At 60.1% G+C, this 26,870-nt stretch carries 23 protein-coding genes and 2 tRNA genes; 6 read left to right on the top strand and 19 right to left on the bottom strand.

All coding sequences use genetic code 11. From position 1 onward, the window contains the following. Positions 1–15 precede the first annotated feature (15 nt). Positions 16–1,302 (top strand): citrate synthase, encoded by a 1,287-nt coding sequence (gene gltA / locus JH15_RS04440; RefSeq protein ID WP_043527381.1) that lies wholly within the window; start codon positions 16–18, stop codon positions 1,300–1,302. 803 nt (positions 1,303–2,105) lie between these two features. On the opposite strand, the gene JH15_RS04445 is transcribed toward gltA, so the two are convergent. The 4 genes from JH15_RS04445 to JH15_RS04460 form a co-directional block, all read right to left on the bottom strand. Next, positions 2,106–2,181: transfer RNA gene (locus JH15_RS04445), tRNA-Glu, on the bottom strand. 28 nt (positions 2,182–2,209) lie between these two features. Continuing rightward, positions 2,210–2,285: transfer RNA gene (locus JH15_RS04450), tRNA-Ala, on the bottom strand. Between the two features lie 71 nt (positions 2,286–2,356). Continuing rightward, positions 2,357–3,835 carry a glutamate--tRNA ligase gene (gene gltX / locus JH15_RS04455; protein ID WP_043527383.1) on the bottom strand — a complete coding sequence of 493 codons (1,479 nt, stop codon included), beginning with the start codon at positions 3,833–3,835 and terminating at the stop codon, positions 2,357–2,359. A gap of 111 nt (positions 3,836–3,946) precedes the next feature. Next, positions 3,947–4,843 carry a LysR family transcriptional regulator gene (locus tag JH15_RS04460; RefSeq protein WP_043527385.1) on the bottom strand — a complete coding sequence of 299 codons (897 nt, stop codon included), beginning with the start codon at positions 4,841–4,843 and terminating at the stop codon, positions 3,947–3,949. 411 nt (positions 4,844–5,254) lie between these two features. Here JH15_RS04460 and JH15_RS18305 point away from each other — a divergent pair, with 411 nt between their 5' ends. After that, positions 5,255–5,797, top strand: coding sequence for a helix-turn-helix domain-containing protein (locus JH15_RS18305; RefSeq protein WP_052383891.1), 543 nt, complete (start codon positions 5,255–5,257; stop codon positions 5,795–5,797). Between the two features lie 212 nt (positions 5,798–6,009). Here JH15_RS18305 and JH15_RS04470 read toward each other — a convergent pair whose 3' ends face one another. Then, complete coding sequence (locus JH15_RS04470; RefSeq protein ID WP_081948876.1) at positions 6,010–6,570, bottom strand: hypothetical protein; 561 nt, start codon at positions 6,568–6,570, stop codon at positions 6,010–6,012. Between the two features lie 144 nt (positions 6,571–6,714). Next, positions 6,715–7,269 (bottom strand): hypothetical protein, encoded by a 555-nt coding sequence (locus tag JH15_RS04475; protein ID WP_156105244.1) that lies wholly within the window; start codon positions 7,267–7,269, stop codon positions 6,715–6,717. A 458-nt stretch (positions 7,270–7,727) separates the two neighbouring features. Here JH15_RS04475 and JH15_RS04480 point away from each other — a divergent pair, with 458 nt between their 5' ends. Then, entirely contained in the window at positions 7,728–8,168 is a 441-nt protein-coding gene (locus JH15_RS04480; RefSeq protein ID WP_052383892.1) for a LexA family protein, read from the top strand. Then, the gene (locus tag JH15_RS04485) at positions 8,165–9,445 is read left to right on the top strand and encodes a Y-family DNA polymerase (RefSeq protein WP_043527390.1); all 1,281 of its coding nucleotides are present in this window, start codon (positions 8,165–8,167) and stop codon (positions 9,443–9,445) included. The genes JH15_RS04480 and JH15_RS04485 overlap by 4 nt, the downstream gene beginning before the upstream one ends. Positions 9,446–9,604: 159 nt before the next feature. Here the strand turns inward: JH15_RS04485 and JH15_RS04490 are convergent, their stop codons facing one another. After that, positions 9,605–9,808, bottom strand: a complete 204-nt coding sequence (locus JH15_RS04490) for a cold-shock protein (RefSeq protein ID WP_043527392.1) — start codon at positions 9,806–9,808, stop codon at positions 9,605–9,607. Between the two features lie 249 nt (positions 9,809–10,057). Here JH15_RS04490 and JH15_RS04495 point away from each other — a divergent pair, with 249 nt between their 5' ends. Beyond that, positions 10,058–10,606 carry a hypothetical protein gene (locus tag JH15_RS04495; RefSeq protein ID WP_043527394.1) on the top strand — a complete coding sequence of 183 codons (549 nt, stop codon included), beginning with the start codon at positions 10,058–10,060 and terminating at the stop codon, positions 10,604–10,606. Positions 10,607–10,608: 2 nt separating this feature from the next. Here the strand turns inward: JH15_RS04495 and JH15_RS04500 are convergent, their stop codons facing one another. The 3 genes from JH15_RS04500 to JH15_RS04510 form a co-directional block, all read right to left on the bottom strand. Then, positions 10,609–11,574: an SDR family oxidoreductase gene (locus JH15_RS04500; RefSeq protein WP_043527396.1), complete on the bottom strand. Its 966-nt coding sequence runs from the start codon at positions 11,572–11,574 to the stop codon at positions 10,609–10,611. An 88-nt stretch (positions 11,575–11,662) separates the two neighbouring features. Next, positions 11,663–12,571: an ectoine hydroxylase gene (thpD, locus tag JH15_RS04505; protein ID WP_043527398.1), complete on the bottom strand. Its 909-nt coding sequence runs from the start codon at positions 12,569–12,571 to the stop codon at positions 11,663–11,665. A gap of 188 nt (positions 12,572–12,759) precedes the next feature. Further along, positions 12,760–14,721 (bottom strand): sensor domain-containing diguanylate cyclase, encoded by a 1,962-nt coding sequence (locus JH15_RS04510; protein WP_043527400.1) that lies wholly within the window; start codon positions 14,719–14,721, stop codon positions 12,760–12,762. A 182-nt stretch (positions 14,722–14,903) separates the two neighbouring features. On the opposite strand from JH15_RS04510, the gene JH15_RS04515 reads away from it, so the two are divergent. Next, entirely contained in the window at positions 14,904–16,670 is a 1,767-nt protein-coding gene (locus JH15_RS04515) for a putative bifunctional diguanylate cyclase/phosphodiesterase (RefSeq protein WP_081948879.1), read from the top strand. 42 nt (positions 16,671–16,712) lie between these two features. Here JH15_RS04515 and JH15_RS04520 read toward each other — a convergent pair whose 3' ends face one another. The 9 genes from JH15_RS04520 to lgt form a co-directional block, all read right to left on the bottom strand. Then, a complete protein-coding gene (locus tag JH15_RS04520) occupies positions 16,713–17,507 on the bottom strand; it encodes an ABC transporter permease (protein ID WP_422730551.1) in 795 nt (264 codons plus the stop codon). A 14-nt stretch (positions 17,508–17,521) separates the two neighbouring features. Next, on the bottom strand, positions 17,522–18,409 hold the full coding sequence (locus JH15_RS04525) for an ABC transporter permease (protein WP_043527403.1): 888 nt from the start codon (positions 18,407–18,409) through the stop codon (positions 17,522–17,524). Further along, positions 18,393–19,592, bottom strand: a complete 1,200-nt coding sequence (locus JH15_RS04530; RefSeq protein ID WP_052383894.1) for an ABC transporter ATP-binding protein — start codon at positions 19,590–19,592, stop codon at positions 18,393–18,395. Before JH15_RS04530 ends, JH15_RS04525 begins: the two co-directional genes overlap by 17 nt. Before the next feature lie 1,115 nt (positions 19,593–20,707). Beyond that, positions 20,708–21,820 (bottom strand): substrate-binding domain-containing protein, encoded by a 1,113-nt coding sequence (locus JH15_RS04535; protein ID WP_043527405.1) that lies wholly within the window; start codon positions 21,818–21,820, stop codon positions 20,708–20,710. Positions 21,821–22,159: 339 nt separating this feature from the next. Beyond that, positions 22,160–23,227, bottom strand: a complete 1,068-nt coding sequence (locus JH15_RS04540) for a porin (protein WP_043527408.1) — start codon at positions 23,225–23,227, stop codon at positions 22,160–22,162. A gap of 414 nt (positions 23,228–23,641) precedes the next feature. Beyond that, positions 23,642–24,541 (bottom strand): ProQ/FINO family protein, encoded by a 900-nt coding sequence (locus tag JH15_RS17455; RefSeq protein ID WP_052383895.1) that lies wholly within the window; start codon positions 24,539–24,541, stop codon positions 23,642–23,644. A 125-nt stretch (positions 24,542–24,666) separates the two neighbouring features. After that, entirely contained in the window at positions 24,667–25,191 is a 525-nt protein-coding gene (locus tag JH15_RS04550; protein ID WP_043527411.1) for a dihydrofolate reductase, read from the bottom strand. After that, on the bottom strand, positions 25,188–26,030 hold the full coding sequence (locus tag JH15_RS04555; protein WP_052383956.1) for a thymidylate synthase: 843 nt from the start codon (positions 26,028–26,030) through the stop codon (positions 25,188–25,190). The genes JH15_RS04550 and JH15_RS04555 overlap by 4 nt, the downstream gene beginning before the upstream one ends. A 29-nt stretch (positions 26,031–26,059) precedes the next feature. Beyond that, positions 26,060–26,869, bottom strand: a complete 810-nt coding sequence (gene lgt / locus JH15_RS04560) for a prolipoprotein diacylglyceryl transferase (protein ID WP_043527414.1) — start codon at positions 26,867–26,869, stop codon at positions 26,060–26,062. Position 26,870: the final 1 nt, after the last annotated feature.

Here is a 26,870-nt window from a genome sequence, read left to right on the forward strand (position 1 = left end):
TCAGAGGAGGCCATCATGGCTGACAGAAAAGCGCAGTTGACCATCGAAGGAATAGACAAGGCGATCGAGTTCCCCGTCTATTCCGGCACTGTCGGCCCCGACGTCATCGACGTTCGCGGCCTCGGCGCCGAAGGTTTCTTCACCTATGACCCGGGGTTCATGGCCACCTCCTCCTGCCAGTCCGCGATCACTTACATCGACGGCGGCGAAGGCACCCTGTTGCATCGGGGCTATCCGATCGACCAGTTGGCGGATCAATCAAACTTCGTTGAACTCAGTTACCTGCTGCTGTTCGGTGAACTGCCCAACGATGAACAGTACGCCGATTTCGCGTCGCGGATCCGCAACCACACCATGGTCCACGACCAGATCAACAACTTCTTCAAGGGCTTCCGGCGCGACGCCCACCCGATGTCGATCCTGTGCGGCGTGGTCGGCGGCCTGGCGGCCTTCTATCACGACCACATGGACATCACCAAGGAAGAGGACCGCGAGATCAGTGCGATTCGCCTGATCGCCAAGATGCCGACCATCGCGGCCATGTCCTACAAGTACAACATCGGTCAGCCGTTCAACTATCCCCGCAACGATCTGAACTATGCAGAGAACTTCCTCTACATGATGTTCAGCAATCCCTGCGAGGAGTACCGGATCAATCCGGTGTTCGCCAAGGCCATGGATCGCATCTTCATGCTGCATGCCGACCATGAGCAGAACGCCTCGACCTCGACGGTGCGCCTGGCAGGCTCCACCGGAGCCAATCCGTTCGCCTGCATCAGCGCCGGCATCGCGGCATTGTGGGGCCCGGCCCACGGTGGCGCCAACGAGGCGGTACTGAACATGCTCGACGAGATCGGCGATGAGTCCGAGGAGAACATTCAGCGCTTCGTCGATCGTGCGAAAGACAAGAACGATCCGTTCCGCCTAATGGGATTTGGCCACCGCGTGTATCGCAATTTCGACCCGCGCGCCAAGGTCATGAAGGAGACCTGCGACGAGGTACTGGCCGAACTCGGTATGGCCGACGACCCGCAGCTCAAGATCGCCAAGCGTCTCGAGCAGATCGCCCTGGAAGATGACTACTTCGTCGAGCGCAAGCTCTACCCGAACGTCGACTTCTATTCGGGCATCATCCTCAAGGCCATGGGCATCCCGACCAACATGTTTACGGTCATCTTCGCCGTGTCTCGCACCATCGGCTGGATCTCACACTGGCACGAGATGCTCAGTGGCGACTTCAAGATCGGCCGTCCGCGCCAGCTCTACGTCGGTCACGACAAGCGCGACTATCCCGCCAAGTAAGTATCAAGGCTGCGCAGGGCATACCCCTGCGCAGCCTCTCCCCCTCTTGCCGCAGCAGCCTATTGCGCCTTCTACGTTGAATCTGGCGCTGACTGTGTAGGAGCGCAGATACTCACCGCGTTACTTACTTCCTCACGCTGAATCTGGCTCTGGTTTCGTAGGAGCGCAGATTTTCTGCGCGATGAATAGATTGTCATGGCCGATAAAAACTCGCGCAGCCCAGCTGCGCTCCTACACCCCCCAGCGCGCGATTCGGTGTTCCCGACATCAGCCCGGGCGGCACCTTCGGAACCAAGTATGGGTTGGTTAACTCAGGACGCATGAAAGGCGTCATACGTACCGCGCTTCGCTTCGCCTGCTCGGCAGCTTTTTTGTTGCTGCGCAACAGCATTTCCTGGCCCTTTTTTTACCCTTGTTTACGCCTGTCATGTTTTCCACACATTCTGTGGATAACACTGTTCACAACTTTGAGATAACCCTCACGAGCGACCGTGACAAGCGGGTTACGCTTAAATTGTCTATTTTTTGATCAATTATAAGTCATTGATTTAAAAGAACTTAACAGGCAAGCCCCACAGCCATGCGGGTTTCACGGGGCTTGTGCACAAGTTAAAGGGATTTCAACGCTAACGTGGACAACTCTCTGGCCATGTCAATACCGAAGACGTGAAAAATTGCTCACGTCCGCTCTACGCAAAGCCAACAAAACCAGCCCGATTGGGCAGGTATGAGAGTCTAATCAGCAGGGACAAAAAAAGACGCTCTGAGCGTCTCGGCAGTCCATCATCGAACCAATAAGGAAGTGGCGTCCCATAGGGGGTTCGAACCCCTGTTCCCGCCGTGAAAGGGCGGTGTCCTAGACCACTAGACGAATGGGACGCAAGCATCGTTCACGTGACATACAAGATGGTGGAGCCTAGCGGGATCGAACCGCTGACCTCGACACTGCCAGTGTCGCGCTCTCCCAGCTGAGCTAAGGCCCCGTCTCGCATCGAGTGTCTCGTGAAGACGGAGCGCATGTTACTGATTCGCGGGAGGTACGTCAACAGATTGTTTAGAGGTCGCGATACTCTTTTTCGAAGCGCTTGGCTTGCTTCTTGGATACGCCACCTAATACGGCGATGGCGTGACGCAGGCGGGCGCGAGTCATGTCGGAGCCCAGGATGACCATCGCATCCATCACCGACGTGGATGTCGCCGATCCGGTCACGGCAATGAATACCGGGGCCAGAAAGGCCTTCATCTTGAGCTCGAAGACCTCGGCCATGCCTTTCACTTCGGCCAGCAGCGCATCCTTGTCCCAGCGGTTGGTCTCTTCGAAGCGCCAGGTCAGGAACTGCAGGAGCTTGATGAGCGTCTCGCGCTCGAGCTTGATGTCATCGAAGCTCGTCTCATCGATGCGCGGCATGCCGGAGAAGAAGTGACCTGCAAGCGGTGCGACATCCGAGAGCGTTTCGACCCGTGGGCGTACCTGCGGCAGGATCTGGCGAACATATTCCTCATTGAAGGCCCAGCGCTTCAGGGCAGCCAGGAAAGCGTCGTCGTCGAGATCCTCGCGGATATAGACACCGTTGAGCCAGGTCAGCTTCTCGAGATCGAATACCGGACCGCCCAGGGAGACGCGCTGAATATCGAAATGAGTCATCATCTCGTCGAGGCTGAATTTCTCGCGCTCGTCCGGCATCGACCACCCCATACGCCCCAGGTAGTTGGTCACGGCCTGGGGCAGGAAGCCCATGCGTCGATAGTAATTGATCGAGGTCGGGTTCTTGCGCTTGGAGAGCTTCGATTTGTCGGGGTTACGCAGCAGTGGCATGTGGCACAGCTCAGGCATCTGCCAGCCGAAGTACTCGTAGAGCAACTGGTGCTTGGGGGCGGAATTGATCCACTCCTCGCCGCGCAGCACATGAGTGATCCCCATCAGGTGATCGTCGACCACATTGGCCAGGTGATACGTGGGCATGCCATCGGACTTGAGCAGGATCTGTGCATCGACCTGGGCCCAGTCCACCTCGATAGTACCTCGCAGCATGTCCTTGACCACGCAGACGCCTTCGCTCGGCACGTTCATGCGCACGACATGCGGCCACCCTTCCCCTTCACGACGCGCCACTTCTTCATCGGGCAGCGCCAGGTCGGCCGGCTTGAGCGCCATCTGCAGCCCTTCTGCCTTGCGCGCTTCGCGCAGCTCGTCAAGCTCTTCGGCGGTGCGATAGCACTTGAAAGCGTGCCCGGCCTCGAGCAGCTGCCGCGCGTACTCGGCATAGAGTTCACCACGCTCGCTCTGTCGATACGGACCGTGCGGGCCGCCGACATCGGGGCCTTCATCCCATTCAAGCCCCAGCCAGCGCAGCGAATCGAGAATCATCTGTTCGGACTCGGGGGTCGAACGCTGACGGTCGGTATCCTCGATGCGCAGGATGAACTGGCCGCCATGCTGGCGGGCGAAGCACAAGTTGAACAAGGCGATGTAGGCCGTGCCGACGTGAGGATCGCCGGTCGGTGACGGCGCAATGCGCGTACGTACGGTCATGTCTCTTCATCCATTTTCAGCTGTAGGAGATTCCGCTCGGGCGGAACCATCTGAACGCGTGAGTTCCGGTGGGGCGATTATACGCACACGAATCCACACCGGCAGCCTTGGCTAGAGCGCGAGATGCACCCGGAACCAGTCGGTGATGAAATCCAGGTAGGCACGCGTCTTGTCGGGCAGGTACTTGCGCGAGCGAAACAGCACCAGCATGGAGCCGTGCTCGTTCCAGTAAGGCTGAAGTAACGGAACCAGCTCACCCGTGGCCACCGCCGAGCGCCCCGCGAAAGTCGGCAGGTAGGCCAGCCCGAAGCCCGCCTTGGCGGCTTCCACCACGCCTAGCAGGTTATTGATGACCAACCGTGAACTGGGCTCGATATCCAAGGGCTGCCCATTGAGTGAAAAGCGCCAATGGGCCCCCAGATCGTAATTGCCGTAGAAAATACTGTCGTGCTCTCGGATATCCTGAGGGTGCTGCGGTTGGTTGACCCGTGCCAGGTACTCCGGCGCAGCGTACAGACCATAAACCACCTTGCACAGCGGGCGAGATACCAGGCTGGAAGGCGGCAGCGGCCCCATGCGAATGGCGAGATCGACCGAATCGTCGATGGGCTCGAAGCGTTGGTCCTCGAGCAGGATCTCCACGGCGACATCGGGGTAACGACGCATGAAGGCAGTGGTCGGTGCGGCCAGGTACATGAAGCCGAAGCTGACCTGGGCGCTGACCTTGAGCTGCCCGCGTGGGCGGGACGTCACCGATTGAACCTGGGCCTCTGCTGACGCCAGCTCCTCACGAATACGCAAACCATGCTCGTAATAGATTCGCCCGGCTTCGGTGAGATGCAACGACCGGGTCGAGCGATTGAGAAGGCTGACCCCAAGTTCTTCTTCCAAGGCGGCAACCCGCTTGGAAGCCAGGGATTTGGAGATACCGATACGCCGTGCCGCCGCAGTGAAGCTACCGCTCCGTACGACTTCGACAAAGACCCGCAGGGCATCCAGGGTGGCCATCTGGGAAGACTCTCTATTCTTGGCCTGTCTTGGTCAGGCGTTAAGTTTCCAATTTGGAAACACTAGTTTTCGATTGTACCCACTTATTCCGCAAACGCCGACTGCCTATACTGCCCCTGCGCTCACGGAGACTGAATACGACTCCCAGAGCGCCATGTTATCAGGGGGGTTGGGCCCCCTGGATGACGCCTTCAGTGCATCTCTGCTTGTGCGCAGCCGGTCGTCCATGACGTCGGCGCGCTTTCTTTTTCCCGCTACTGCTTCCGCCATGTTCGGGGCTTTCCTCGCGATGCTTTTTCTTTTCTCGAGGAGCACTTTGCCTGGCGCGAGTTGTCTTAACGTTGATGCGTGTTATTGCACAATTGCCTTGGGATGCACGAGCATCATGATCCCAAGTCTGCGAGGTGGTGCATGGATACCTTAGGTCCCCGAATCAAACGTCTACGCCAGCAGGCCAACCTCAACAAGGCGGCCTTGGCGCGCCGCGTGGGTGTCTCCGACGTCACCATCTCCTACTGGGAGTCCGGTGCGATCAAGCAGATTGGCCACGAACGTCTGGTTGCCCTGTCCGATGCCCTGGGCTGCTCCTTGGGGGAGCTTCTCGCCAACCCAGCCAAGCCTAGCCTGCCCCGCGTGCTGGTGCTCAACGCTCATCCACCGGTTCCTTGGGAAAGCCGAAGCGAATCGATCATTTCGCTACCCAGTGAACTGATCGATTCGGTGCTCCCGCTACATTGCTACCTGGTTACACCGGGGGCCGAGCAGCATTTCGACCATTTGGCGCATGGCGACCTGGCAGCCGTTTGCGCCACGTCCACCGTGAGCGAGCCCGGGCTTTATGTCGTGGAGCGGGAGAAAAGGATAGAAGTGGTAAGGCTCGACACCGATACACCGACCGGCGGCGGCACCTGGCGGGTGCATGGCGCCATACAGGCACAGTGGTCCTTGGCCTAATGATGGGCAAAAGCGCATCCGCAAAATGATAAGTCAGCCCCCACCGATCCATGGCGCAAGGCTGACTTATCGCGCACCGTCCATGCTGCTGAGTCGAGGCCTCCATGTCCCGACATGGGTACCCTGCCAGTATTCCTCGCTATCTGGCATAACCTAAGTTATCGGGTCACGTAAAGTTCGCTCACTTCAGCCTTTCGCGTGATCGCTCGCTACTACGACGTACCTGAGGTGTAATCGAATCGCAAGGTCGCCGTCCTGCCCCGGTGGCGTGCCTCGGAAACCAATTCGCCCTGCAGGTGTTCTCCCTGTGCGCCTATGACGTCACGCACCGCTTCTGGCTGGGCATGGGCGGGGCGGGCACTCACCGACACGGCATACTCACCATCGGGCACACCACTGCCAGGCCCGAAGGGCTCCGCCGAGAAGCGCCCTGCCTCGACCCGGGTCAGGTGCCGCCAGCGCACGCCGCTGGCGACACGCTCGATCATTACCATGACTTCCGTCCCGTCCGGCAGGTTGGTCTGTCCCGTGACCTTGAGCCGTTCATCGGGCCGTGCTTCGACACGGGCCTCGATCGTCACGGGGTCCGTCATCGGTGAGAGTGACGAGGCATCTTCCTGCGAGGCTGATGGCGATTCGGATACCGTCGTGGCAGTCGCTTCCGATTCCGTGGCGTCCGGGCGCTCGGGTTCCTCACTGCAGCCGGCCATGACCCAGAGTACGGGCAGGATCACGATCCAGGAACGCCCTTTCCTTTCTCCCGCGGTTGCCATGCTCGCCTCCTTCAATGCGCGTTCTAGCCTCATTCTCCCATGGACGGCCGCCCACCGGCGAACGCAACCGTGAATGACATTGAGGTTCAAACGAAACACGGGCGCATTGTGCGCCCGTGCTTGGTCATTAACGGCTCTTGGAGATCAGCGCTCGCTGAGTGCGATCGCCTCGGATACCGTCCAGAATTCCAGTACCGTCTCCTCATCCAGCGTTCGGACGCGTACCGTTCCGGTTTGTGTCTGCTCGAGGATACTGAGCCGCATTCCGGTCGTCGGAATGATGCAATCCTTGTTGAGCAGGGTGTCGATTCGCCGTTGGTCGGCCTGCGTCGCGGCCACGAGGAGCTGGTTCAGCTTACGCTCCTTGAAGCAACCTGCATGACCATTGCCGGCGAATAGCGCCTGCTGGCCAAGTATGGCGGCTTCGGTATCGACAGGATCGGCATGGCTGGTCGCGAAAATGGCCTCGACATCCTGAGTGTCAGCCGTCCGTGTCGAATTCGGCGCTCCTGCCAGCGTCACGTATCCCGTGCTCACCAGTACCGCAATGAACCCCACACCGGCGGCCAGCCCAACGGGCATGGCCATCAGGTGACGAGATAACCAGTGTGTTCCCCGACCCTCCAGGTACCTGGCTGCCAGCCACCAACCTCCAAGAAAAAAAAGACTTACCCCTAACGTGGCGATGTTATCCCACATCGTTCCCTGCCTCCTTGGCATCTTGAGCGGGCAACTGCCTTTACCCTGTTGACATGGCTGCAGTCCTGCAGCGCGTACCGGTCATTCTTCGTCTTTTTTTTCACGCCTTCATTGGATCCTGGCGTCTTTTACTTATCGGGTTTTTGCCAATGCACACACTCTCACCCCGACAGCGGTATTATTTTTTTACCGTCGGATGTCAGCAGTAGCAGAGCGTTACCCAACAAGCCTAAACCATGGGGTCACAATTCACCACGTAAAAGGCTACTTAACTGTGCAGAACCAAGCGTCACGATGCGCTCCGGAGGTCGAAGGCGAGAACACATGACATCTACATCGTATCCGCATGTTTTCTAATCAATGCCTTACCGAAGTACGCCCGTTCGGGCCCTGAAGACTTGCCGGACAACGTCCATCTCATGAATACTGTATATATTTACAGATATAGGAGATCACTCGTGTCCCTACAGTTGCTGAGCCAGGCCCACCCCGACCCGACGCCCTGCTGGCTTCCCTACCCGCTGGTACTCACCCGTGCCGGTCTGAGCGGCTTTCCCTCCCCCGCCCAGGACTACGAGGAGCGCGCCCTGGACCTCAACCAGCACCTGGTGAGGCATCCTGCAGCCACCTTCTTCATGCGCGTGACGGGCGACAGCATGGAGCCACTCGGTATCCGGGCTGGGGATCTTCTGGTGATCGACCGCTCCATCGAGCTGCGCCCCGGGCATATTCTGGTGGCCTCGATCGATGGCGAGGTCGTCGTCAAACGCTATGACCTCATCGGCAAGCAGCCCTTCCTTTGCTCCGGCAACCCGCGTTATGCCCCGATTCCACTGGCCGAGTGCGATTGCCAGGTGTGGGGTGTCGTGCGGGCGGTGGTTCATGAGTGCCTGTCATGATCGGTCTGGTCGATTGCAATAACTTCTATGTCTCGTGCGAGCGCGTGTTCCAGCCCAAGCTAATGGGCCAGCCGGTAGGAATCATGTCCAACAACGACGGCTGCGTGATCGCCCGCTCCAACGAGCTGAAGGCGCTGGGAATCGACATGGGCGTGCCCGCCTTCAAACTTCAATCCTTGGTGCGCCAAGGCCGAATACACCTGCTCTCGTCCAACTACGAGCTGTATGGCGACATGAGCCGACGAGTGCAGGCAGTGCTCGAGGAGTTCTCGGCCGGGGTCGAGCCCTATTCGATCGACGAGATGTTCGTGCACTTTGCGGGATTCGATCGCAAGACCACCCACGACCTGGCCCGCACCCTGCATGATCGTGTGCATCGCTATACCGGCATTCCCGTTTCCGTCGGCGTCGCGCCGACCCGCACATTGGCCAAACTGGCCAATCGGGCCGCCAAGAAGCTTCCCGCTTACGACGGAGTATGCATATTGTCACCAGATAGCCCCGAAACACGTGGCTTGCTGCAGCAAACCGAACTGGGCGATGTGTGGGGGGTGGGACGGCGACTGGTCGAGCGCCTGACGATCATGGGGATCCGCACGGCTTGGGATCTTCACCAACAGGACCCCAAGCGTATTCGACGCAAGTTCAGCGTCACACTGGAGCGCACCGTACTCGAACTGCAAGGCCAGCCCGCCATCGACATGCGGGATACCGACGAGGCCCGCCTGCGCATCATGACCTCGCGCAGCTTTGGCCGCCTGACCGATGACCTGGGCGAAATCCGCGAGGCCATTCGTCAACATGCCCAACGCGGGGCCGAGAAGCTGCGTGAGCAGCGCAGCCTGGCCCGCGCCGTACTGGTCTTCCTCAAGACCAACAAGCATCGACCCGATCTGCCTCAGTACTTTCCCAGCGCCATCGTCGAACTCGAGCGCCCCAGCGATGATTCCCGCCTGATCATTCAGGCCGCCCAGCAGGCGCTGGGCACGATCTACCGGCCGCGCTATCGCTATATGAAAGTGGGCGTCATGCTGCTCGACCTGATCGATGCCGACCGAGAGCAACTCTCGCTGCTCGATACTCCCCAGAGCGAGGGCGATCGGCAACGTAGCCAGCAACTGATGGCCACCCTTGATGAGCTTAACCGACGCATGGGACGCGGCACGGTCAAACTCGGCCTACCTAGCGCAAATGCGGCCTGGCATCTGCGCTGCGCCCATCGCAGCAATCGCAGCACCACTCGCTGGGACGAAATCCCCGAGGCCAAGGCCCAATAGCCACTTATCGCAGGCATAAACAGGCAAAAAAAGAAGGCCCAACCAATAATGATTGGGCCTTCGATCACTGCTTTTTCTTACAAGCAAAAACGACAAGACCCGCCTGAGCGGGTCTTGAAGATCGGCGCCTTGCGGCGCCAAGCACACCTAACCGGTCGGTTAGAGGGGCTTGATGTTAGCAGCCTGAAGGCCTTTCTTGCCCTGGGTCACGTCAAAAGAGACTTGTTGACCTTCCTGCAGGGACTTGAAGCCGTCAGCCTGGATTTCGGAGAAGTGGGCGAAAAGATCGTCACCACCATCGCTCGGAGCGATAAAGCCGAAACCCTTGGAGTCGTTGAACCACTTGACTGTGCCAGTTGCCATGTTCGATTTCCTTACGCGCTAGGCGTGTTGTTGCGATTGCCGGGTAATACCCGAGAGAAGTGGGCAAAACAAGGGATATGACCAGGCTACCGAATAAATCGAGTACAACTGACAATATGCATCTTGCTACCTACTTCGCACACTCTATCACTGGGTAGACTTACAGTCAAGTCGATGACGTGACGACCTAAGGGGAAGCACGTAGGGTAGAGGGTTCAAGGCAAGGAAACGACAGGCAAGGAAGCAGCGATGAGCGACACGCGAGTGACTTATACCTATGAAGGCCGAGTCCCGGCCAAGCCAAGGATCGAGCAGGGTGAACTCTGGATTCCCGTGGCCCATCATATCGAGGGCGTCTTCGAGAACCGCGACAATGTCACCACGATTACCTACGAACGCGCCGAGGGCGAGCTTGCCGATGAGACATTGAAACTGGCCGAGGAGTACCGCGCACTCCATGCGCAAACCGAACATACCCCCCACCCCGAGGTCGCGTTCTCGCTGGAAACGCTCCCCACCCTTCCCCAGGGACTCGACGCCCCTATCGAGCGGGCCGGCTGGCAGATCTATCGCACCGAAGACACGCTATATGCCAGCCATAGCAGCCCGGCAGAAGGCCAAGCGCAAGTGGCTTATTACCGGCTCCACCCGAAGGATGACGACGCCAGCTTGTCCGAGGCACTCGAACGGTTCGAACGCGCAATCGTCGAGCATGGGCGCAAGCGCATCCGACTGAAACAGGTCAATACCCAGATGCAGCGGAATGCCGAAACCTTGCGCTCACACATGGAAATCTGACCCTACTTGCGGCGCTCGCGCCACCACCATGCGCCTGCCAATGCCGCCACAGCCGCCGTGGCCATTAGCGCCGAGCCATAGCGCGGGCGTGACGATCGGAACCCACCATCGATGCGCCGCTGCGCCGAGGGAGGCGAGAACAGGTTCCCCGAATAGCGTGGCAGCGGTCGAGCCCGGCTGAGCGAGGCGTTGACCAATCTAGCGTTGAGCTGACTATAGCCCGGCACCCCATGCGCCAGGCGGGCCAGCACCGAGGGGAAGCCGACATAGATGCTGTGACGCGGTCGGCGTGCGGCGCCGACGATCGCCCGGGCGGTGCGACGGGGGTCATAGACCGGGGGCACGGGCTTGATGTTGCGTCCGGTGTAGTTGCCGCCATCGCGAAACCCTGGGGTATCCATGACAGCAGGATAGAGATTGCAGACATGGATATCGGGCCAGCGCTGCAGTTCACCTTGCAGACTCTCGGCAAAGGCCCGCAGCCCGAACTTGGCGGCGCTGTAGGATGCCGCGTAGGGCTGGGGCGTAAAGCCGCCCAGGGAAATGTTATTGATCAGCGTGCCCGCACGTTGGCGCTTGAAGTGCGGAAGCACGGCGTGTGCGCCTCGTAGCTGCCCCACCAGATCGGTCTGGATCACCTGTTCGTGCGCATCCAGGGGGATCTCATCGAACGCGCCCAGCGCGCCGATCCCTGCATTGTTCACCCAGATATCGATATGTCCGGCGGTATCGATGGCCGTGTTTACCAGGCGGGTCACGTCTTCCGACAGGGTGACATCGGCCACCACGATCATCGCCGGGGCGCCCAAGCGATGGCACTCCTCGGCAACGTCATGAAGCGCCTGACGATCGCGTGCGGCCAGGAAAAGTGCAGCGCCGTGGCGCGCGAACTCATGCGCGGTAGCACGCCCGATACCACTGGAGGCACCAGTGATCACCACGACGCTGTTGTGCAGATCGATAGCCATGCCAGCCTCCTGCTATGAATGAGCCGTATAAAAACAAGGGCGCCAGGCCGAGTTGGCCGTGGCGCCCTTTCAACCCCTCACACCGCAATTACTTCAGCGGCTTCAACGGGCTCCAGTCCTTGCGATTGGCCAGGAACTCCGGACGCGGCTTGTTACCGCAGTACGGAGCGTGCAGCGTGTTCTCGACACTGTTGTAGACGAAGAACAAGTTGCTGCGCGGCCAGCAGGACATATTGATGTTCGAACCATGCATGGTGTTGCATTCGAACATCACCAGCGAGCCTGCCTTGCCCTTGGGCGCCTCGATGTCGCCCTTCACCATCACGTCACGCAGGCTGGCATCGTCGGGAACACCGATATCCTGGCTCTTCAGCGATTCCTTGTAGTTATCCTCCGGTGTACGTCCCACACAGGGGATGAAGTACTTGTGCGAGCCGGGGATCAACATCAGCGGACCATTGAACTCGCCGTTGTCGGTCAGCACGATCGAGCAGCTCAGCGAACGCATGCGCGGCATGCCGTCCTCGCTGTGCCATGTCTCGAAATCGGAGTGCCAGTCGAAGCCCTTGCCCTTGAAGCCGGGCTTGTAGTTGATGCGGGACTGGTGGATATAAACCCCTTTACCCAGCAACTGCTCCACCATGCCCAGCAGGCGCGGATCCCGGGTCAGGCGATCGAAGCGCTCGGAGACCTGGTGGATACCGAAGACGGAACGGATCTCCTGTTTACCCGGTTCGAGCACGGTGCCCTCGGACAGTTTGAGGTCCTCGTCTTCTTCATACTCACGCAATTCCTGGAGGAACTGCTCGACTTCGTCTTCGCTCAGGAAATTGTCGAAGGAAATGAAGCCCTTCTCCTCGAACTCGTCGACCTGTTCCTTGCTCAGGGGGCCGTCTTCACGCTCGCTGCCCTCGGTGTGGACGACCGGGTCGAGACGCTCGAACATGCCCAGCTTGCGTTCGATACGGGTAGGGAATAAATCCTGAGTGTCGTTCATGGCAAACTTCTCCTTAGTTCGCGTATTGCATCGCAAATCCATCGCATGCAGTGACCCCTGCATGACCAAGGTAGCGAGTAAGGAAGCACAACGCAAAGGAGGCGAAGGGGTACCAGGGCCTTGGGCCCGGGGTATGAACGCCTCAAGCCACGGCAGGCCTGGGCGAGGGAGAAGTGTGTCGTCGTGTTTCAGTGCGTGACGTTGGCCAGGATGACCTTGTCGCGGCCCTGGGCCTTGGCTTCGTAGCAGGCATCGTCAGCCCGGGCCAGAAGCGAATCGATGGCCTTGTCGCTCTCTTCGAATCCGGCAATGCCGATGCTCAGCGACACCCGGTACTCCTTGTCTACGTGGCTCACGCAAATTTCCCTGACGGCGTGTTGCAAGGTCTTTGCGACCTTCTCGGCATGCGGCAGCGTACAGCTTGGCATCAGGACGGCGAACTCATCGCCGCCCTGGCGCGCCACGTGGTCGCTTCGACGTACCTCCCAGGCGATGACCTGGGCGATACGGCGCAACATTTCATCGCCCAAGGCATGGCCACCCTCGTCATTGATCGGCTTGAAATTATCCAGGTCGATCAGGATCAGTGCCGACGGCGAGCCGGTCTTCTGCCATTCGGCCATGGCTTCATCCAGCCGGCGCTCGAACCCCCGACGGTTGAGCAAACCGGTCAGGGGGTCATGCTCCGCTTCCCAGCGCTGCAGGGCTTCCTGCTCGCGGCGCTGGGTAATGTCCTTGACCGTGCCCACATAGCCGAGTGTCACCCCGACGGAATGCACCTGGCTGATATGCACCTCGACCCACAAGATGTCCCCCGAGGCGGCGATGTAGCGGAACTGGCGCTGAAAATCGCGCCCGGTCCTCAAGGTGTCGCGCCACAGGTCGAGCGTATCGTTGAGATCGTCCGGATGGATGTGGTTCAACAAGGCGTTATCGCGGTAATCGCTCAGTCCATAGCCGGTCAGCTCGGACAGCGCAGGATTGAGGTACTCGATCTCCCCCTTGAGGTTGCATACGAACATGCCCACCGGCGACGAAGCCAGCACCGCATCGAGAAAGGCCTGGCGATCCTTGAGCATGGCCACCGCCTCGCCACGTCGATCCTGGGCTCGGTTGAAGGCTTCAGCGACCTCCTGCAGTTCACGCATGCCGGTATAGAGATGGACGCGACTGGCTTCCCCGCTTGCGGTACGCCCTATCTGTCGCTCAAGACTGCGCAGGGGCTTGAGCAGGGCGTGCAGCAGCCACCACAACAGAGGCAGCATCAGGCCGACCGTCATCAGGCCGACCCACCACAATTCATTGACGAACCCTCTGATGGGGCCCTGTACCTGACTCCTAGGAAGGAAAACGCCCACCACCCAGCCCGCCGACCAGATCTGACGGAACGCCTGTAGTGCCGACTCGCCGGACAGAAGCTGCCCCTCGTCCGTCGAGCCCTCCCATCCCGACAGGGCCAGGTCGATAAACGGATTGGCCTCCGCGCTCGGCGTCGGCGCCATGATCAGCGCTTCGTTGGGATGACTCAGGATGTGCCCCGACACCGAGGCCAGTGCGGCGTAACCGGCGTCACCGATGCGGATCCGGCGCAGATCGGAAAAGAAGCTGCCACTGCGGACGTTCACGACCCCACCGAGCATGCCCGCGAAATTGCCCTGCTCGTCGAAGACAGGTACGCCGATCATGACCAGCGGCTCACCGCTGGCTCCACCTTCGAAGGGCTCGCTAACATAGGGCCGCCGAACCTGGCTGATAAAGCGGAAGTACGCGCGGTGTGAAACGTCAAGCCCCGCCCGGCCCTCGAGCTGCGGCCAGTCGGCCACCACTTCACCTTCGGCGGAGACCATCACCAGCAAATCAAAGAATTCTAGTAAACTGGCATTGCTACTCAGCTGATCGACTCGGTCCTCAGCCGTTGGATCGGCCTGGACCGCCAGGCGCGATAGCGCGGCGATACGCTCATCTACCGCTTGGCCGAGGTCCTGAGCGATCAGGCTGGCTTCGTATTCGAGGTGGGCTATATTGGCCTGGCGAACCAGACTGCTACCCGATTGCGAGGCATAAAGAAGTACTGCCGCTACCAGCAGTAGCCAGCCGAGGCTGATGCCCAGCAACAGGCGAGAATGCAGCGAGCGAAGGAGCCATCCCATTCAACGAAAAACCATATCGTTAATTCACAGGCATTAGGCTATCACGACCGATCGAGGCCGCCTTGTCTTTTTGTCACTGAAATAAGGTAATTGCTCCCGGTGTGCACCGTTTCGTTTGACGCAGACTCCCCCACTCCCGATAGTAAGCCATTGTTACGCAACGTCACGTACGGCAGCCCATCATGAGCGATGATTCAACGACCTTTACTCCCTCCGATTCGGAAGGAGATTCCCAGCCTGGATCCGATCGGGGCGCTGCGCATCGACGCATGTTTGCCGAGCTGGCCTTCGAGCATGGCCCGGTGGGCCTCGTGATTACCGATGCCAACCATCGCGTACTGACCGCCAATCCCACCTTCACTACGATCACCGGTTACAACAATCAGGGTGTGGTGGGTTGGGACATCGAACGCTTCCATAGCCAGGATCAGCAGCCCGAGTACCAACGGATACGTCAGGCCCTGGCCGAGAGTGGCTATTGGCAAGGGGAAGTCCATTGTCATCGCAAGAACGGGGAGCGCTATCCTGAGCTGCTGGCCATCGAGGCCATTCATGACACCCAGGGGCAAGTAACGCACTACGTACGTGCCTTCCTCGACATCACCTCGATCAAGCAGACGGAATCGCAGTTGCGCCAGAAGGCCCACTACGACCCGCTCACCGGCTTGGCCAATCGCTTGCTGCTCCGCGATCGCCTGGAGCATGCCATACGCCATGCCGAGCGCCAGGAACACGCTCTGGCGCTGTTGTTTCTGGATCTGGACGGGTTCAAGCGCATCAACGACTCGCTGGGTCACGCGGCCGGCGATCAGCTGCTCATTCAGGCAGCCCGGCGCCTGGGGCGGCTACTCAGGGAACAGGACACACTGGCACGCTTCGGTGGTGACGAATTCATCATTCTCATCGAGCGCGATGTCAGCGAAGCGTCTGCCCAGGCCGTAGCCCTTCGCCTGCAAGAAGCGCTGGAGCCACCCTTCTGGATCGCGGGCCAGCACCTGCCGGTGTCAGCGAGCATCGGCATTGCCCTGTATCCCAAGGACAGCATCGAGGCCGATGACCTGATTCGACAAGCGGATAGCGCCATGTACGCCGCCAAGCGTGCCGGTCATGGCCAGTACGCCTTCGTCGACAAGGCGCTCGGCCGCGACCTGCAACGCCAACTCAAGCGCGAAATGGCCCTGCATGAAGCGATCCACATGCCCGACCGTCATTTCCGCCTGGTCTATCAACCACAAGTCGACCTGACGTCCGGCAAGGTGGTGGGCCTGGAGGCCCTGGTGCGCTGGCATCAGCCAGGCCACCCGCCTGCGTTGCCGAATGAATTCCTGCCATTGGCGCACAGCCTGGGCTTGGCCGTGCGCCTCGATCGCTGGGTAATCCATCAGGCCATCGCCCAGCACGAAAGCTGGGTAGCCAGTGACTCGCCCCTGGCGGCATTGCCAATCGCCGTCAACATCGTCGATCAACACCTGCTGGAAAGCGCCTTCGATAACGTACCGCTCGATCAGTACCTGCGTAGCCAGGTCGGGGATGCCTCGTGGCTGACACTGGAGGTAGCCAGCGACACGCTGGCCTGCGAACCGGAAGAAACCCAGCATCTATTGCGCAGGCTCAAGCGGCTGGGCGTGACCCTCAGCATCGACGAACTCGGCGAAGGACGCATCAACTTTGCCTATCTATCGCGGCTGCCGTTTACCCAGGCCAAATTCAGCGGCAGCCTGGTATCCACCCTGGCCAAGCACAAGCGTAGCCGCCTGCTACTCTCGGGGATCGCGCAAATGCTCGACAGCCTGGGCGTACATGGCCTTGCGGTGGGGGTGGAAAATCAGGCCACTGCGGATGCCTTGGTGAGTGAAGGCATAACGCGCGCCCAGGGGAATCATCTTGCGCGCCCCATGAGCGTAGACGAACTCGCCGAATGGTTCGCGCAGGCGAATCAGGAGACCTGACGGCGCCTCGCGATAACCGGCGCCGTTCAAGCCTACGTGTTACTACTGCCGCGACAGCCGAGCCAGCGACGCCTGCTCTCGCCGCCGCTTGACCTCGTAGATGACCGCAAACGCCACGGTAATCAGGATCAGCACCAGCCCCAGGGCATTGACCGCTGGGGTTAAACCGGTACGTACCTTGGAGGCGATGTACACGGTCAAGGTGGTGTCGTAGCCGACTACGAACAGCGTGGTGTTGTAATTTTCGAACGACTGCAGAAAGGCGATGACTGCCGCCGACAGGATCGCCGGCTTGAGATACGGCAGCAGGATACGCCGGAACATCTGCCATTGGCTGGCGCCCAGGTCGAGGGCGGCGCGCTCCATGGTGCGGTCGAAGCGTTGCAGGCGGGCCATCACCATCAACATCACATAGGCCGCAATAAAGGTCGCCTGGCCCAGCACGGTCAGGAAAATACCGCCGCTGACACCGAATTGACGCCAGAAGATCAGCGTCGAGATACCGATGATTACCCCCGGGGTGAGCAGCGGCGACAGGATCAGGGCATAGATGAACGGCTTGGCCCGACTCGAGACGGTATTCAAGAACAGGGCGCTGGAAATACCGATCGGCACTGCCAGACACAGCACGCCGGTGGCGACCAGCAGGCTATTGGAAAGCGCCTGCCACATACCGCCATCGGCCCACAATTCCCCGAACCAGCGCAGCGTCGTGCCATCCCACGGGGTAATCGTCGGGAAACGGCTGTCGTTGAACGTCGCCGCAGCCATGACGATCAACGGCAGGAACAGGTACAGGAAGAACACCACGATATAAAAGCGCAGGCCGAAGGCCATGAAGCGTTGAGAGCTCACTTGGCAATATCCCCCAGCCCCACTTTGAAGAATTTCATGACAAGCGACATGAACCCGATACACAGCACCAGCAGCAGGAAGGCATACGCCGCCCCCTGGTTCCAGTTACCGCCTTCGAAGAACCAGTTGTAGATGATCTGCGTGAACCAGCGGCTTCCCGGCGAGCCGAGCAGGGCCGGCACCGCATAGCTGCCGGCGGCAAGCATGAAGGTCATGATGCTACCGGTGGCAATGCCGGGCTTGGCGTGGGGAATGACGATACGTCGATGGGTACGCAGGGTGCCGGCGCCCAGGTCGCGGGCAGCGCGAATCTGATTGTCATCAAGGCTTTCGATGGCGTTATACAGCGGAAATACCATGAACAGGATGTAGGCATAGACCATGCCCACCATCACCCCCGCGTCTCCGTTGAGGAAGCGAATCGGGCGTTCGATCAGGCCCAGTGCCAGCAGGATCTCGTTGAGCGGGCCCCGAAAGGCCAGGATGATGAACCAGGAGTAGGTGCGCAGGATCTCGTTGATCCAGAACGGCACGATCAGCATCAGCAGGCACAGGGCTGCCTGGCGTGGCGTGGCCACCTTGGCCAGATAGTACGCCAGCGGGTAGCTGACTATCAGGGTCAGCACCGTGACCAGGATGCTCGACCAGAGTGTCTTGAAGAAGATGCCGCGGTGGATGTCGTTATTGAACAGCGTGACGTAGTTGTCCAGCGTCCAGCCATCCTTGGGCCCACCGACTTCGGCCGGCAGCAGGTTGGGTCGCAGCGAATAATCGATCATCTGCAGCTGCGGCAGGGTCACCATCACGATCAGCCACATGCCCAGCAAGGTAAGCATGGCCATCGCCAACGGGCCGCCGAAGCGCGCCTTAAGCTGAGCGAACATCAGCGCCCCCGCTCGGCTGCACCGCCCCTGCCGTGCCAGCAGTGGTTTCAACCACTTCGCCTGTTTCCTCATCGAGGCGCGGGCTGCCATCGTCAGGCAGTACCACGGCATCGTCTGGGTCGTAGCCGAGGATGATCCGCTCGCCGGGCTGGAACGAACCGGTGCTGGCCCGCTTGGCAAGCTCGCTTCCCAACTGGACACGCAAGAGTTCGGCACTGGCTACGAGCCGTGTCTGCAACATCAGCGACGCCCCCTCGAACTGGACCGACACGATGTCGACCTCCAACTGCGGACCGGAGGCACCCTGGGTGACCGGCCGCAGGTGTTCGGGGCGTATATACAGCGCTGCCGCCTGGCCGTTACCGAGTGGCGCCTGCGCCCCGGCACGGCCAGGAAGCTCACCCAACAGCCCCGCATCGACACGCACCCGCTCGCCCTGCCGATCGATGACCTTGGCCTCGAGCCGATTGTTCTCGCCCACGAACGATGCAACGAACCCGGTGCTCGGCGAACGATATAGCGTCATGGGGTCGGCGACCTGCTGGATGCGACCTGCGGACATGACCGCCACGCGGTCGGACATGGTCAGGGCCTCGCCCTGATCGTGGGTAATGTAGATGAAAGTGATGCCGGTCTTACGCTGGATCGCCTTGAGCTCGGCGCGCATGTGCTGGCGCAGCTTGAGGTCGAGCGCCGATAGCGGCTCGTCGAGCAGCAGAACGCGCGGCTCGACGGCCAGGGCGCGGGCAATGGCGATGCGCTGTTTCTGTCCGCCGGAAAGCTCGGTGACCAGCTTCGGCCCACTGCCCTCCAACGCGACCAGCGAAAGCAAACGTTCGGACGCCTCGCGCCGGGTGCGCTTGTCGACACCCCGCACCTCGAGCCCGAACTCGATGTTCTCGAATACGGTCATCAGCGGAAACAGTGCCAGGTTCTGAAAGATCATCGCCGTGGGGCGACGATTCACCGGCACCCCGGCCATCGGTTCGCCACCAATGAGCACCTGGCCTTCGCTGGGTGTCAGAAAGCCGCTGACGATATTGAGCAGGGTCGTCTTGCCACAGCCCGACGGTCCCAGAAAGCTGAAGAACTCGCCCGATTCGATGGCGAGCGTGGTTGGCTCGATGGCGGTGAAATCGCCAAAGCGCATCACCACCTCGTCCAGTTTGACGCTACCGTCCATTCACGCCTCTTGTCTTTATGGATGAAACCAACCGCTCTGTAGGAGCGCAGATTCTCTGCGCGATGAATGGGTTCGCATAACCTGCCACCCCTCGCGCCGTGAAACCGAAGTGCCCACTTTGCAAACTGGCACTTATTTTCTGTAGGAGCGCAGATTCTCTGCGCGATGAATGAATCTGCGTAACTGGCCAACCCCTCGCGCAGTAAACTGCGCTCCTACAACCCCGTGCGCGTGATCCGATGTTCTGCTGGTGCTGCGCGATGAATGGGTTCGCATAACCTGCCACCCCTCGCGCCGTGAAACCGAAGTGCCCACTTTGCAAACAGGCACTTATTTTCTGTAGGAGCGCAGATTCTCTGCGCGATGAATGAGTCTGCGTAACTGGCCAACCCTCGCGCAGTAAACTGCGCTCCTACAACCCCGTGCGCGTGATCCGATGTTCTGCTGGTACTGCGCGATGAATGGGTTCGCATAACCTGCCACCCCTCGCGCCGTGAAACCGAAGTGCCCACTTTGCAAACAGGCACTTATTTTCTGTAGGAGCGCAGATTCTCTGCGCGATGAATGAGTCTGCGTAACTGGCCAACCCTCGCGCAGTAAACTGCGCTCCTACAACCCCGTGCGCGTGATCCGATGTTCTGCTGGTGCTGCGCGATGAATGGGTTCGCATAACCTGCCACCCCTCGCGCCGTGAAACCGAAGTGCCCACTTTGCAAACAGGCACTTATTTTCTGTAGGAGCGCAGATTCTCTGCGCGATGAATGAGTCTGCGTAACTGGCCAACCCTCGCGCAGTAAACTGCGCTCCTACAACCCCGTGCGCGTGATCCGATGTTCTGCTGGTGCTGCGCGATGAGTGATTCTGCGTAACCGGCCAACCCTCGCGCAGTAAACTGCGCTCCTACAACCCCGTGCGCGTGATCCGATGTTCTGCTGGTGCTGCGCGATGAGTGATTCTGCGTAACCGGCCAACCCTCGCGCAGTAAACTGCGCTCCTACAACCCCGTGCGCGTGATCCGATGTTCTGCTGGTGCTGCGCGATGAGTGAGTCTGCGTAACCGACCACCCCTCGCGCAGAAAAATCTGCGCTCCTACAAGAACATTGACTATCTCGGTCTATGCACTCAGGTAACGATCCTGATACTCATTGCGCAGGGCGACATACCAAGGTTCCTGGATCGGCCACCACCACAGGTTGGCCAGGTCCTGCTCGGTGTAGGAATCGCGGAAGAACTGCTTGGTCGCTTCGGGTAACAGCTCCTCGGCACCCTTGGCGGTGGAGTTATATCCGGTTGCCTCGACGAACATGGCGCCGGCTTCGGGGGTGTAGTACCAGTTGATGAGCTCGTAGACGAGATCGGGGTTCTGGGCGTTCTTGGGAATCACAAAGCCTTCCATCCAGGCCAGGGCGCCTTCGCGAGGCGCGGCGTAGGCGATGTCCTCGCCTTCCTGCTGCAGGCGGAAGGCCGTGCTGTCCCAGGTCTGGCCGATGATGGCACCGTTGGTACGGAAGGCGGCCTGGGCGTCGTTCTCGGTATCCCAGAACTGCACCAGCATGTCCTTGTGCTTGACGGCTTCCTTGAGAATCACATCGAAGTTGGCGCGCATCGCCTCTTCCGACTTGTAGGAATCCAGCAGCGGGAACGGCAGCCGCCCTTCACGTTCAAGCCACAGGCCGATGCCCACCAAGGCCGAATGGCCGCGCACCGTGACGCCCTGGCCGTGGTCTGGGTTCCACAGATCTGCATAGCTCAGGCTGCTGCGATCGATATCGGCGAAGCGGCGATGATAGGCGATCGCCTCGGTGCCCCAGTCGCTGGGCGCGAAGTAGCGCTTGCCGTCGACGACCCCGCCTACTTCCGAGCCTTGTATGGCGCTATCCAGCGCGCCGCTCCAGTTGATGCGCGACTCATCCAGCGGCTGGACCAGATCGTAATCCAGATAACCGGGGACCCGGTCGACGGTGGGCATGATCACGTCGAAGCCGCTGCCGTCGGTGGCGCGCAGCGAGTTCATCAACTCATCGTTGGTGCCGTACGGGGTGAAGGTAGCGCGAATACCCGTCTTCTCGGTGAAGTCGGCAAGCATGGCATCGCTGAAGTATCCGGCCCAGGCGTAGATGCGCAAGGTTTGGTCCTGCGCTATTGCCTTGTTGATATAGAACGGCATCGAGGCGGCCGCCCCGGCTGCCAGGGTGCCCTGCAAGAACCGACGACGCGAAATCGACATGATGAGTCTCTCCCTGCTCTCTTTTTGGGTTATTCAGGAGCGGCAAGCCCGTCAGGGCATCGACACGACGCCGGGCCGCTCGTCCTTGGCGACACTAAGCCCGCCAAGTGACCAAACGATGACCGAACCGTGACAATTGAATGACCGTTCAACCTGCCTCGCTAGAGCATAGCAGGACGAAGCGTAAGCGGCAGAGTGCGATTCAACGCTGTATTGCGTGTGAGCTGTTTCGCGGAGAGAAAGACGGGCCGAACGGCGGAAAGACATGCATTAAAAAGCCGGCCCCTGGGGGCCGGCTTCGATGTGCGATTTGAAGCAATCGCGGATGCTAACGGTCGCTTAGAAGTGGTAGCGAGCGCCAGTGATCCAGTAAACGTCGTCTGAACCAGTTTCGATGTAGTTATCGTCACCGGGGGGGTTCGGATCGATGGTGATAGAACCCTGGTCGCGCTGGGTGGCTTCAACGAAGACATCGAAATTGCTGGTCAGATCGTAGTAAACGCCAGCTACCCAGGAAGTGCGGTTTTCGCGCGCATCATCGTAGCTGGTACGATAGACGTCAGCTGCGAAGGCCCACTGACCCATGGCATAACTACCACCCAGGCCCCACGCGTCGTAGCCATACAGGCCATCGTCGTCCTCGTCCATGGTTTCATAACCCAGACGAGCAGAGAAGGCGTCATTGAAGGCGTAGACGGCACTTGCACCGTAAAGCATCTCGCCAGTACCTTCAGCGCGGCCACCTTCGTTATCGACGTAACCCAGTGCCAGACGCAGCGGGCCAGTCTCGTAGCTTACGCCACCCTGAGTGGTGATTTCGCTGTCTGCTGATGTCTCAGCTTGGTTACGCTGGCTGTAGTGCTTGGCAGACAGGTAAGCCTGGAAGCCAGACAGGTTCGGCGTGATATAACCGATGGAATCACCGCGTGCCTGGTAACCGCCACCAATGCTACCGTAACCTTCTGCGTAATCTTGAGCGAATTCATAGCCGTCCTGAATATAGACGTCGAACGGGCCCATGATATAGGTGTTGTAGAAGCTGTCGTAGTTGCCTGCCTGTACAGTACCCCAAGAGGCGCTTTCCAGACCGATATAAGAATGACGCAGCTCGTCGAATCCAGACTCCTGATCGCGCTCATCAGCATTGAAGCGCCACTCGACACGACCGAAGGCACGCAGGTCGCGGCTGATGTCTTGGCTCAAGGAAAGTCCCAGGCGCGAACCGACATTACGGAATCGGGCGCCATTATCGATGCCTTCATCAGTAGGACCGCCGCCTTCGATACCCAGGGCGATACGGCCGTTGACGATCAGCTCAGTACCGTCCTGGCTGTAAACAGTTGCGGCCTGGGCGCCTGAGGCGGCCATGGCACCGGCGATAGCAGTCGCTAACAGTGTCTTTTTCATCACGATATGTTCCTTAACTAGCTTACTGTTTCGATCGTTACTGCGGATGCAGTCGGCTTTCCCGGTGCCGGCCCTGGGCCGCTACCTGAGCGAAGCCTTGTTATAATCCAATGCTCGCAGGGCAAACCTTATACCGGCTTTTTCGTGAGCGCAAGAAGAAAAAACACTGTTTTTAATCTCTGCATACGAAAAAGTGGGAACTTTCCCCTGCTCCTGAGGTCGCGCCACCACCCTGCAACGCGAGCCCCGGAACCACCACGGCAGACGAAGCCACCGCCAGCGGCGAACCCGGCCTATCTTGGCGGCATGTAACACACCTGGCAAGTCTCTCGTCTATCAACGATTGACGAACGCCATGCGGTATCGGGAATAGTCAGGAAAAACACCGCTATTTCAAACGATTGCCAGCACTCTTTAGCGGTCGTGCTTGGCCAGCAATTGACTCAACTTCTGCTCCAGGCGCGTATCCTTCTCCTGCTGGCGCTGCTTTTCACGGCGCTGAGCCTGGCGCGAACGGTTCTGGGCCTGGAGTTCGTCGAGCTGTTTCTTGGCGTATTTGGCCTCGCCTTCGGTCACGGTACCGGCAGGTTCGCCGTTCAGGCCGACCCGTTCGGTGCCGGCTCTTACGGCTTTTAGATAACGCGGCAAATGCACGTAACTGGCCAGCGCCCGGCGCACGAGCTTTTCCGGCCACGGCTCGCGTTGCATCAGGTCTTCGTGAATGCCGATCTTGAGCGGGCGGGTATGGCCCTTGAAGAAGGTATCCGTGTAGCGGCGATACCACTCGTCGAGCAGGGCCTGGGGTGACGGCGCCTCGCCGATGGAGAGCGACCCTTGCCGGGCATTCACCTCATCGCTGCGCTCGGGGGCGTTAGCAGGAGGCATTGTCGCGGAAGCGGGAGGGGTCGCTTCGGCGACTGGCGCCCCCGCGGGCTGGGGGGTAGCCGTCGCTTCCGGCGCCGAGGCGTCTGTTTGTACTGGCGCCGTCTGTTCTTGAGGCGTCTGCTCCAGCGGGGCTTGCTTCATGGCCGGCTCCTGTGAGGCCGGCTGCTGATCCGGTTCCGGCTCGTGCGCCGTGGCGTGCCGGGGGCGACGCGCCATCAGGGCAGCCAGGCCCTGGCTGCGGCCAGCGGTGACATGCGGCTGGCGAACCTCGGCCTTGAGCGCGTCGAGCTCCTGGGCAAGCGCAGCATTCGTTGCCTGCAATTCACGATTGCGGGCTTCCAGCATCCTGACCTTGGCTCGCGCGTCCAACAGCTGCAGCAGCCAGCGGTCGGCTCGTTGTTCCAGTGTATCGAGAAGCTGAGGGATCACGGCACCACCCTCCAGAGGTCGTCCAAAGAAACGGGCACTGACTGCCCGCCCCGCCTGATCATCCAAGTCTGTGTCACTCTAGCCCGGGTGACAACTCGTCAAGGGCCGTTTCACAGCCACGCAGCTCAGCGTCGCACGTATTCGACGAATTCATACGCCGGTTGGCCGCTGTCACGCTGCTGAGCCGGGGCACGCTGAACCTCGTGCCACTCATCACGCGGCAGCGCGGGGAACCGGGCGTCACCGTCGACCTCGACATCGACCTCGGTGAGGTAAAGCCGCGTGGCCCAGGGCAATGCCTGTTCGTAGATCTGCGCCCCGCCCATGATCATGATCTCGTCGACGCCGTCGATCAGCGCCTGCTGGTCGGCCAGGTCGAGCGCACTGGCCAGATCGTGACACACACGCACACCCTCGGCGGCAAAGCCGGGGTCGCGGGTCACCACGATGTTGAGACGGTTGGGGAGCGCCCGGCCTATCGATGCGAAGGTCTTGCGCCCCATTACCAGCGGCTTGCCCTGGGTCATGCGCTTGAAGAACTTGAGATCTTCCGGCAGGTACCAGGGAAGCTGGTTCTCGACACCGATGACCCGATTGCGCGACACGGCGGCAATCATGGCCAAGGGCACGACCGTTTCGACGATTGTCATACCGCGACCTCTGCCTTGATGTGGGGATGCGGATCGTAATCGAGGATATCGATATCCTCGAAACGGAACGCGAACAGATCACTCACCTCGGGGTTCAGCGCCAGGCGTGGCGGCTGCCGCGGGGTACGTGTCAGCTGCAACGCGGCCTGGTCGAGATGGTTGGAGTAAAGATGCGCATCGCCCAGGGTATGCACGAACTCCCCCGGGGCAAGATTGCAGACCTGGGCCAGCATGTGCGTGAGCAGCGCATAACTGGCGATATTGAACGGCACCCCCAGGAAGATATCGGCGCTGCGCTGATAGAGCTGGCACGAGAGGCGCCCTTCGGCCACATAGAACTGGAACAGCGCATGGCACGGCGGCAAGGCCATCTCGTCGACCAGCGTCGGATTCCAGGCCGAAACGATCAGGCGGCGTGAATCGGGGTTGCGGCGAATCTGTTCGACCAGGTTGGCGATCTGATCGACATGGCCGCCGCCGGGGCGTGGCCAGCTTCTCCATTGATAACCGTAAACCGGCCCCAGTTCGCCGTCGGCATCGGCCCATTCGTCCCAGATGCGCACGCCGTTCTCGCGCAGGTAAGCGATATTGGTGTCGCCGGCCAGAAACCACAGCAGTTCATGAATGATCGAGCGCAGGTGCAGTTTCTTGGTGGTCACCAGGGGAAAGCCACGGGCCAGGTCGAAGCGCATCTGATGGCCGAATACGCTGCGCGTACCCACGCCGGTACGATCGCTCTTCTCCACGCCGTGCTCGAGCACGTGGTGCATCAGGTCCAGGTAAGGCTGTTCCAGCGGCGCTTGTGTAGGAGGCGTGGGAGAGTTAGCCGAAATTGCCATGTCTTGAGAAAGCGAGCCTTGTGTGTCGGTCATTGCGTATCACCTGCCGTGGCAGGCGGTGTGTCCACCGGTTGGCGGCGCGACCAGAGAATCAGCCCTAAGCCGATGACAATCATCGGCAGCGTGAGCAGCATGCCCATGGTCACCCAGCCGAAGGCGATGAAGCCGATGTGTGCGTCGGGCAGCCGAACGAACTCCACCGCAAAGCGGAATACGCCATAGAGAAGCAGGAAAAGTCCCGAAATCATACCACGCTGGCGTGGCTTGGCCGAGACGACCCAAAGGATAGCAAACAGCACCAGGCCTTCCAGCAACGCCTCGTACAGGGACGAGGGATGGCGCGGCTCGGGTCCCATGCCCGGAAACGGCATACCCCAGGGCAAATCGGTGACGCGGCCGGGCAACTCATGATTGATGAAGTTGCCGATACGCCCGGCGCCGAGACCGACAGGCACCAGCGGCGCGACGAAATCGGTCATCTGGAAAAAGGCCAGGCCGTGCTTGCGGGCAAATAGCCAGGCGGCCAACAGCACCCCGATCAAGCCGCCATGGAAACTCATGCCGCCATCCCATACCTGGAATAGCCACAGCGGGTTATCGAGCAGACGATCCATGCCGTAGAACAGGGCATAGCCCACGCGCCCCCCCACCACGACGCCCAGGGCACCATAGAACAGCATGTCGCTGATATCGTCCTTGGTCAGGCCCAGACGATGGGCGCGTTGGCGCCCCAGCAACCAGGCACCGATGAAGCCCACCACATACATCAGGCCATACCAGTGCACGGTCAGCGGTCCTAGCTGGATGGCTACGGGATCGATATCGGGATACGAAAGCATG

Source organism: Litchfieldella xinjiangensis (assembly GCF_000759345.1).
In the GTDB taxonomy this organism is placed as follows: Bacteria; Pseudomonadota; Gammaproteobacteria; order Pseudomonadales; family Halomonadaceae; genus Litchfieldella_A; species Litchfieldella_A xinjiangensis.

Coding starts and splice junctions, on each gene's coding strand:
- JH15_RS18305 (WP_052383891.1), top strand. CDS start 5,255: ATGGATACCTTAGGTCCCCGAATCAAACGTCTACGCCAGCAGGCCAAC.
- JH15_RS04540 (WP_043527408.1), bottom strand. CDS start 23,227: ATGAAAAAGACACTGTTAGCGACTGCTATCGCCGGTGCCATGGCCGCC.
- gltX (WP_043527383.1), bottom strand. CDS start 3,835: ATGACCGTACGTACGCGCATTGCGCCGTCACCGACCGGCGATCCTCAC.
- JH15_RS04510 (WP_043527400.1), bottom strand. CDS start 14,721: ATGGGATGGCTCCTTCGCTCGCTGCATTCTCGCCTGTTGCTGGGCATC.
- JH15_RS04490 (WP_043527392.1), bottom strand. CDS start 9,808: ATGGCAACTGGCACAGTCAAGTGGTTCAACGACTCCAAGGGTTTCGGC.
- gltA (WP_043527381.1), top strand. CDS start 16: ATGGCTGACAGAAAAGCGCAGTTGACCATCGAAGGAATAGACAAGGCG.
- JH15_RS04525 (WP_043527403.1), bottom strand. CDS start 18,409: ATGTTCGCTCAGCTTAAGGCGCGCTTCGGCGGCCCGTTGGCGATGGCC.
- JH15_RS04515 (WP_081948879.1), top strand. CDS start 14,904: ATGAGCGATGATTCAACGACCTTTACTCCCTCCGATTCGGAAGGAGAT.
- thpD (WP_043527398.1), bottom strand. CDS start 12,571: ATGAACGACACTCAGGATTTATTCCCTACCCGTATCGAACGCAAGCTG.
- lgt (WP_043527414.1), bottom strand. CDS start 26,869: ATGCTTTCGTATCCCGATATCGATCCCGTAGCCATCCAGCTAGGACCG.
- JH15_RS04485 (WP_043527390.1), top strand. CDS start 8,165: ATGATCGGTCTGGTCGATTGCAATAACTTCTATGTCTCGTGCGAGCGC.
- JH15_RS04500 (WP_043527396.1), bottom strand. CDS start 11,574: ATGGCTATCGATCTGCACAACAGCGTCGTGGTGATCACTGGTGCCTCC.
- JH15_RS04530 (WP_052383894.1), bottom strand. CDS start 19,592: ATGGACGGTAGCGTCAAACTGGACGAGGTGGTGATGCGCTTTGGCGAT.
- JH15_RS04550 (WP_043527411.1), bottom strand. CDS start 25,191: ATGACAATCGTCGAAACGGTCGTGCCCTTGGCCATGATTGCCGCCGTG.
- JH15_RS04495 (WP_043527394.1), top strand. CDS start 10,058: ATGAGCGACACGCGAGTGACTTATACCTATGAAGGCCGAGTCCCGGCC.
- JH15_RS04475 (WP_156105244.1), bottom strand. CDS start 7,269: ATGTGGGATAACATCGCCACGTTAGGGGTAAGTCTTTTTTTTCTTGGA.
- JH15_RS04460 (WP_043527385.1), bottom strand. CDS start 4,843: ATGGCCACCCTGGATGCCCTGCGGGTCTTTGTCGAAGTCGTACGGAGC.
- JH15_RS04470 (WP_081948876.1), bottom strand. CDS start 6,570: ATGGCAACCGCGGGAGAAAGGAAAGGGCGTTCCTGGATCGTGATCCTG.
- JH15_RS04555 (WP_052383956.1), bottom strand. CDS start 26,030: ATGGCAATTTCGGCTAACTCTCCCACGCCTCCTACACAAGCGCCGCTG.
- JH15_RS04535 (WP_043527405.1), bottom strand. CDS start 21,820: ATGTCGATTTCGCGTCGTCGGTTCTTGCAGGGCACCCTGGCAGCCGGG.
- JH15_RS04520 (WP_422730551.1), bottom strand. CDS start 17,507: ATGGCCTTCGGCCTGCGCTTTTATATCGTGGTGTTCTTCCTGTACCTG.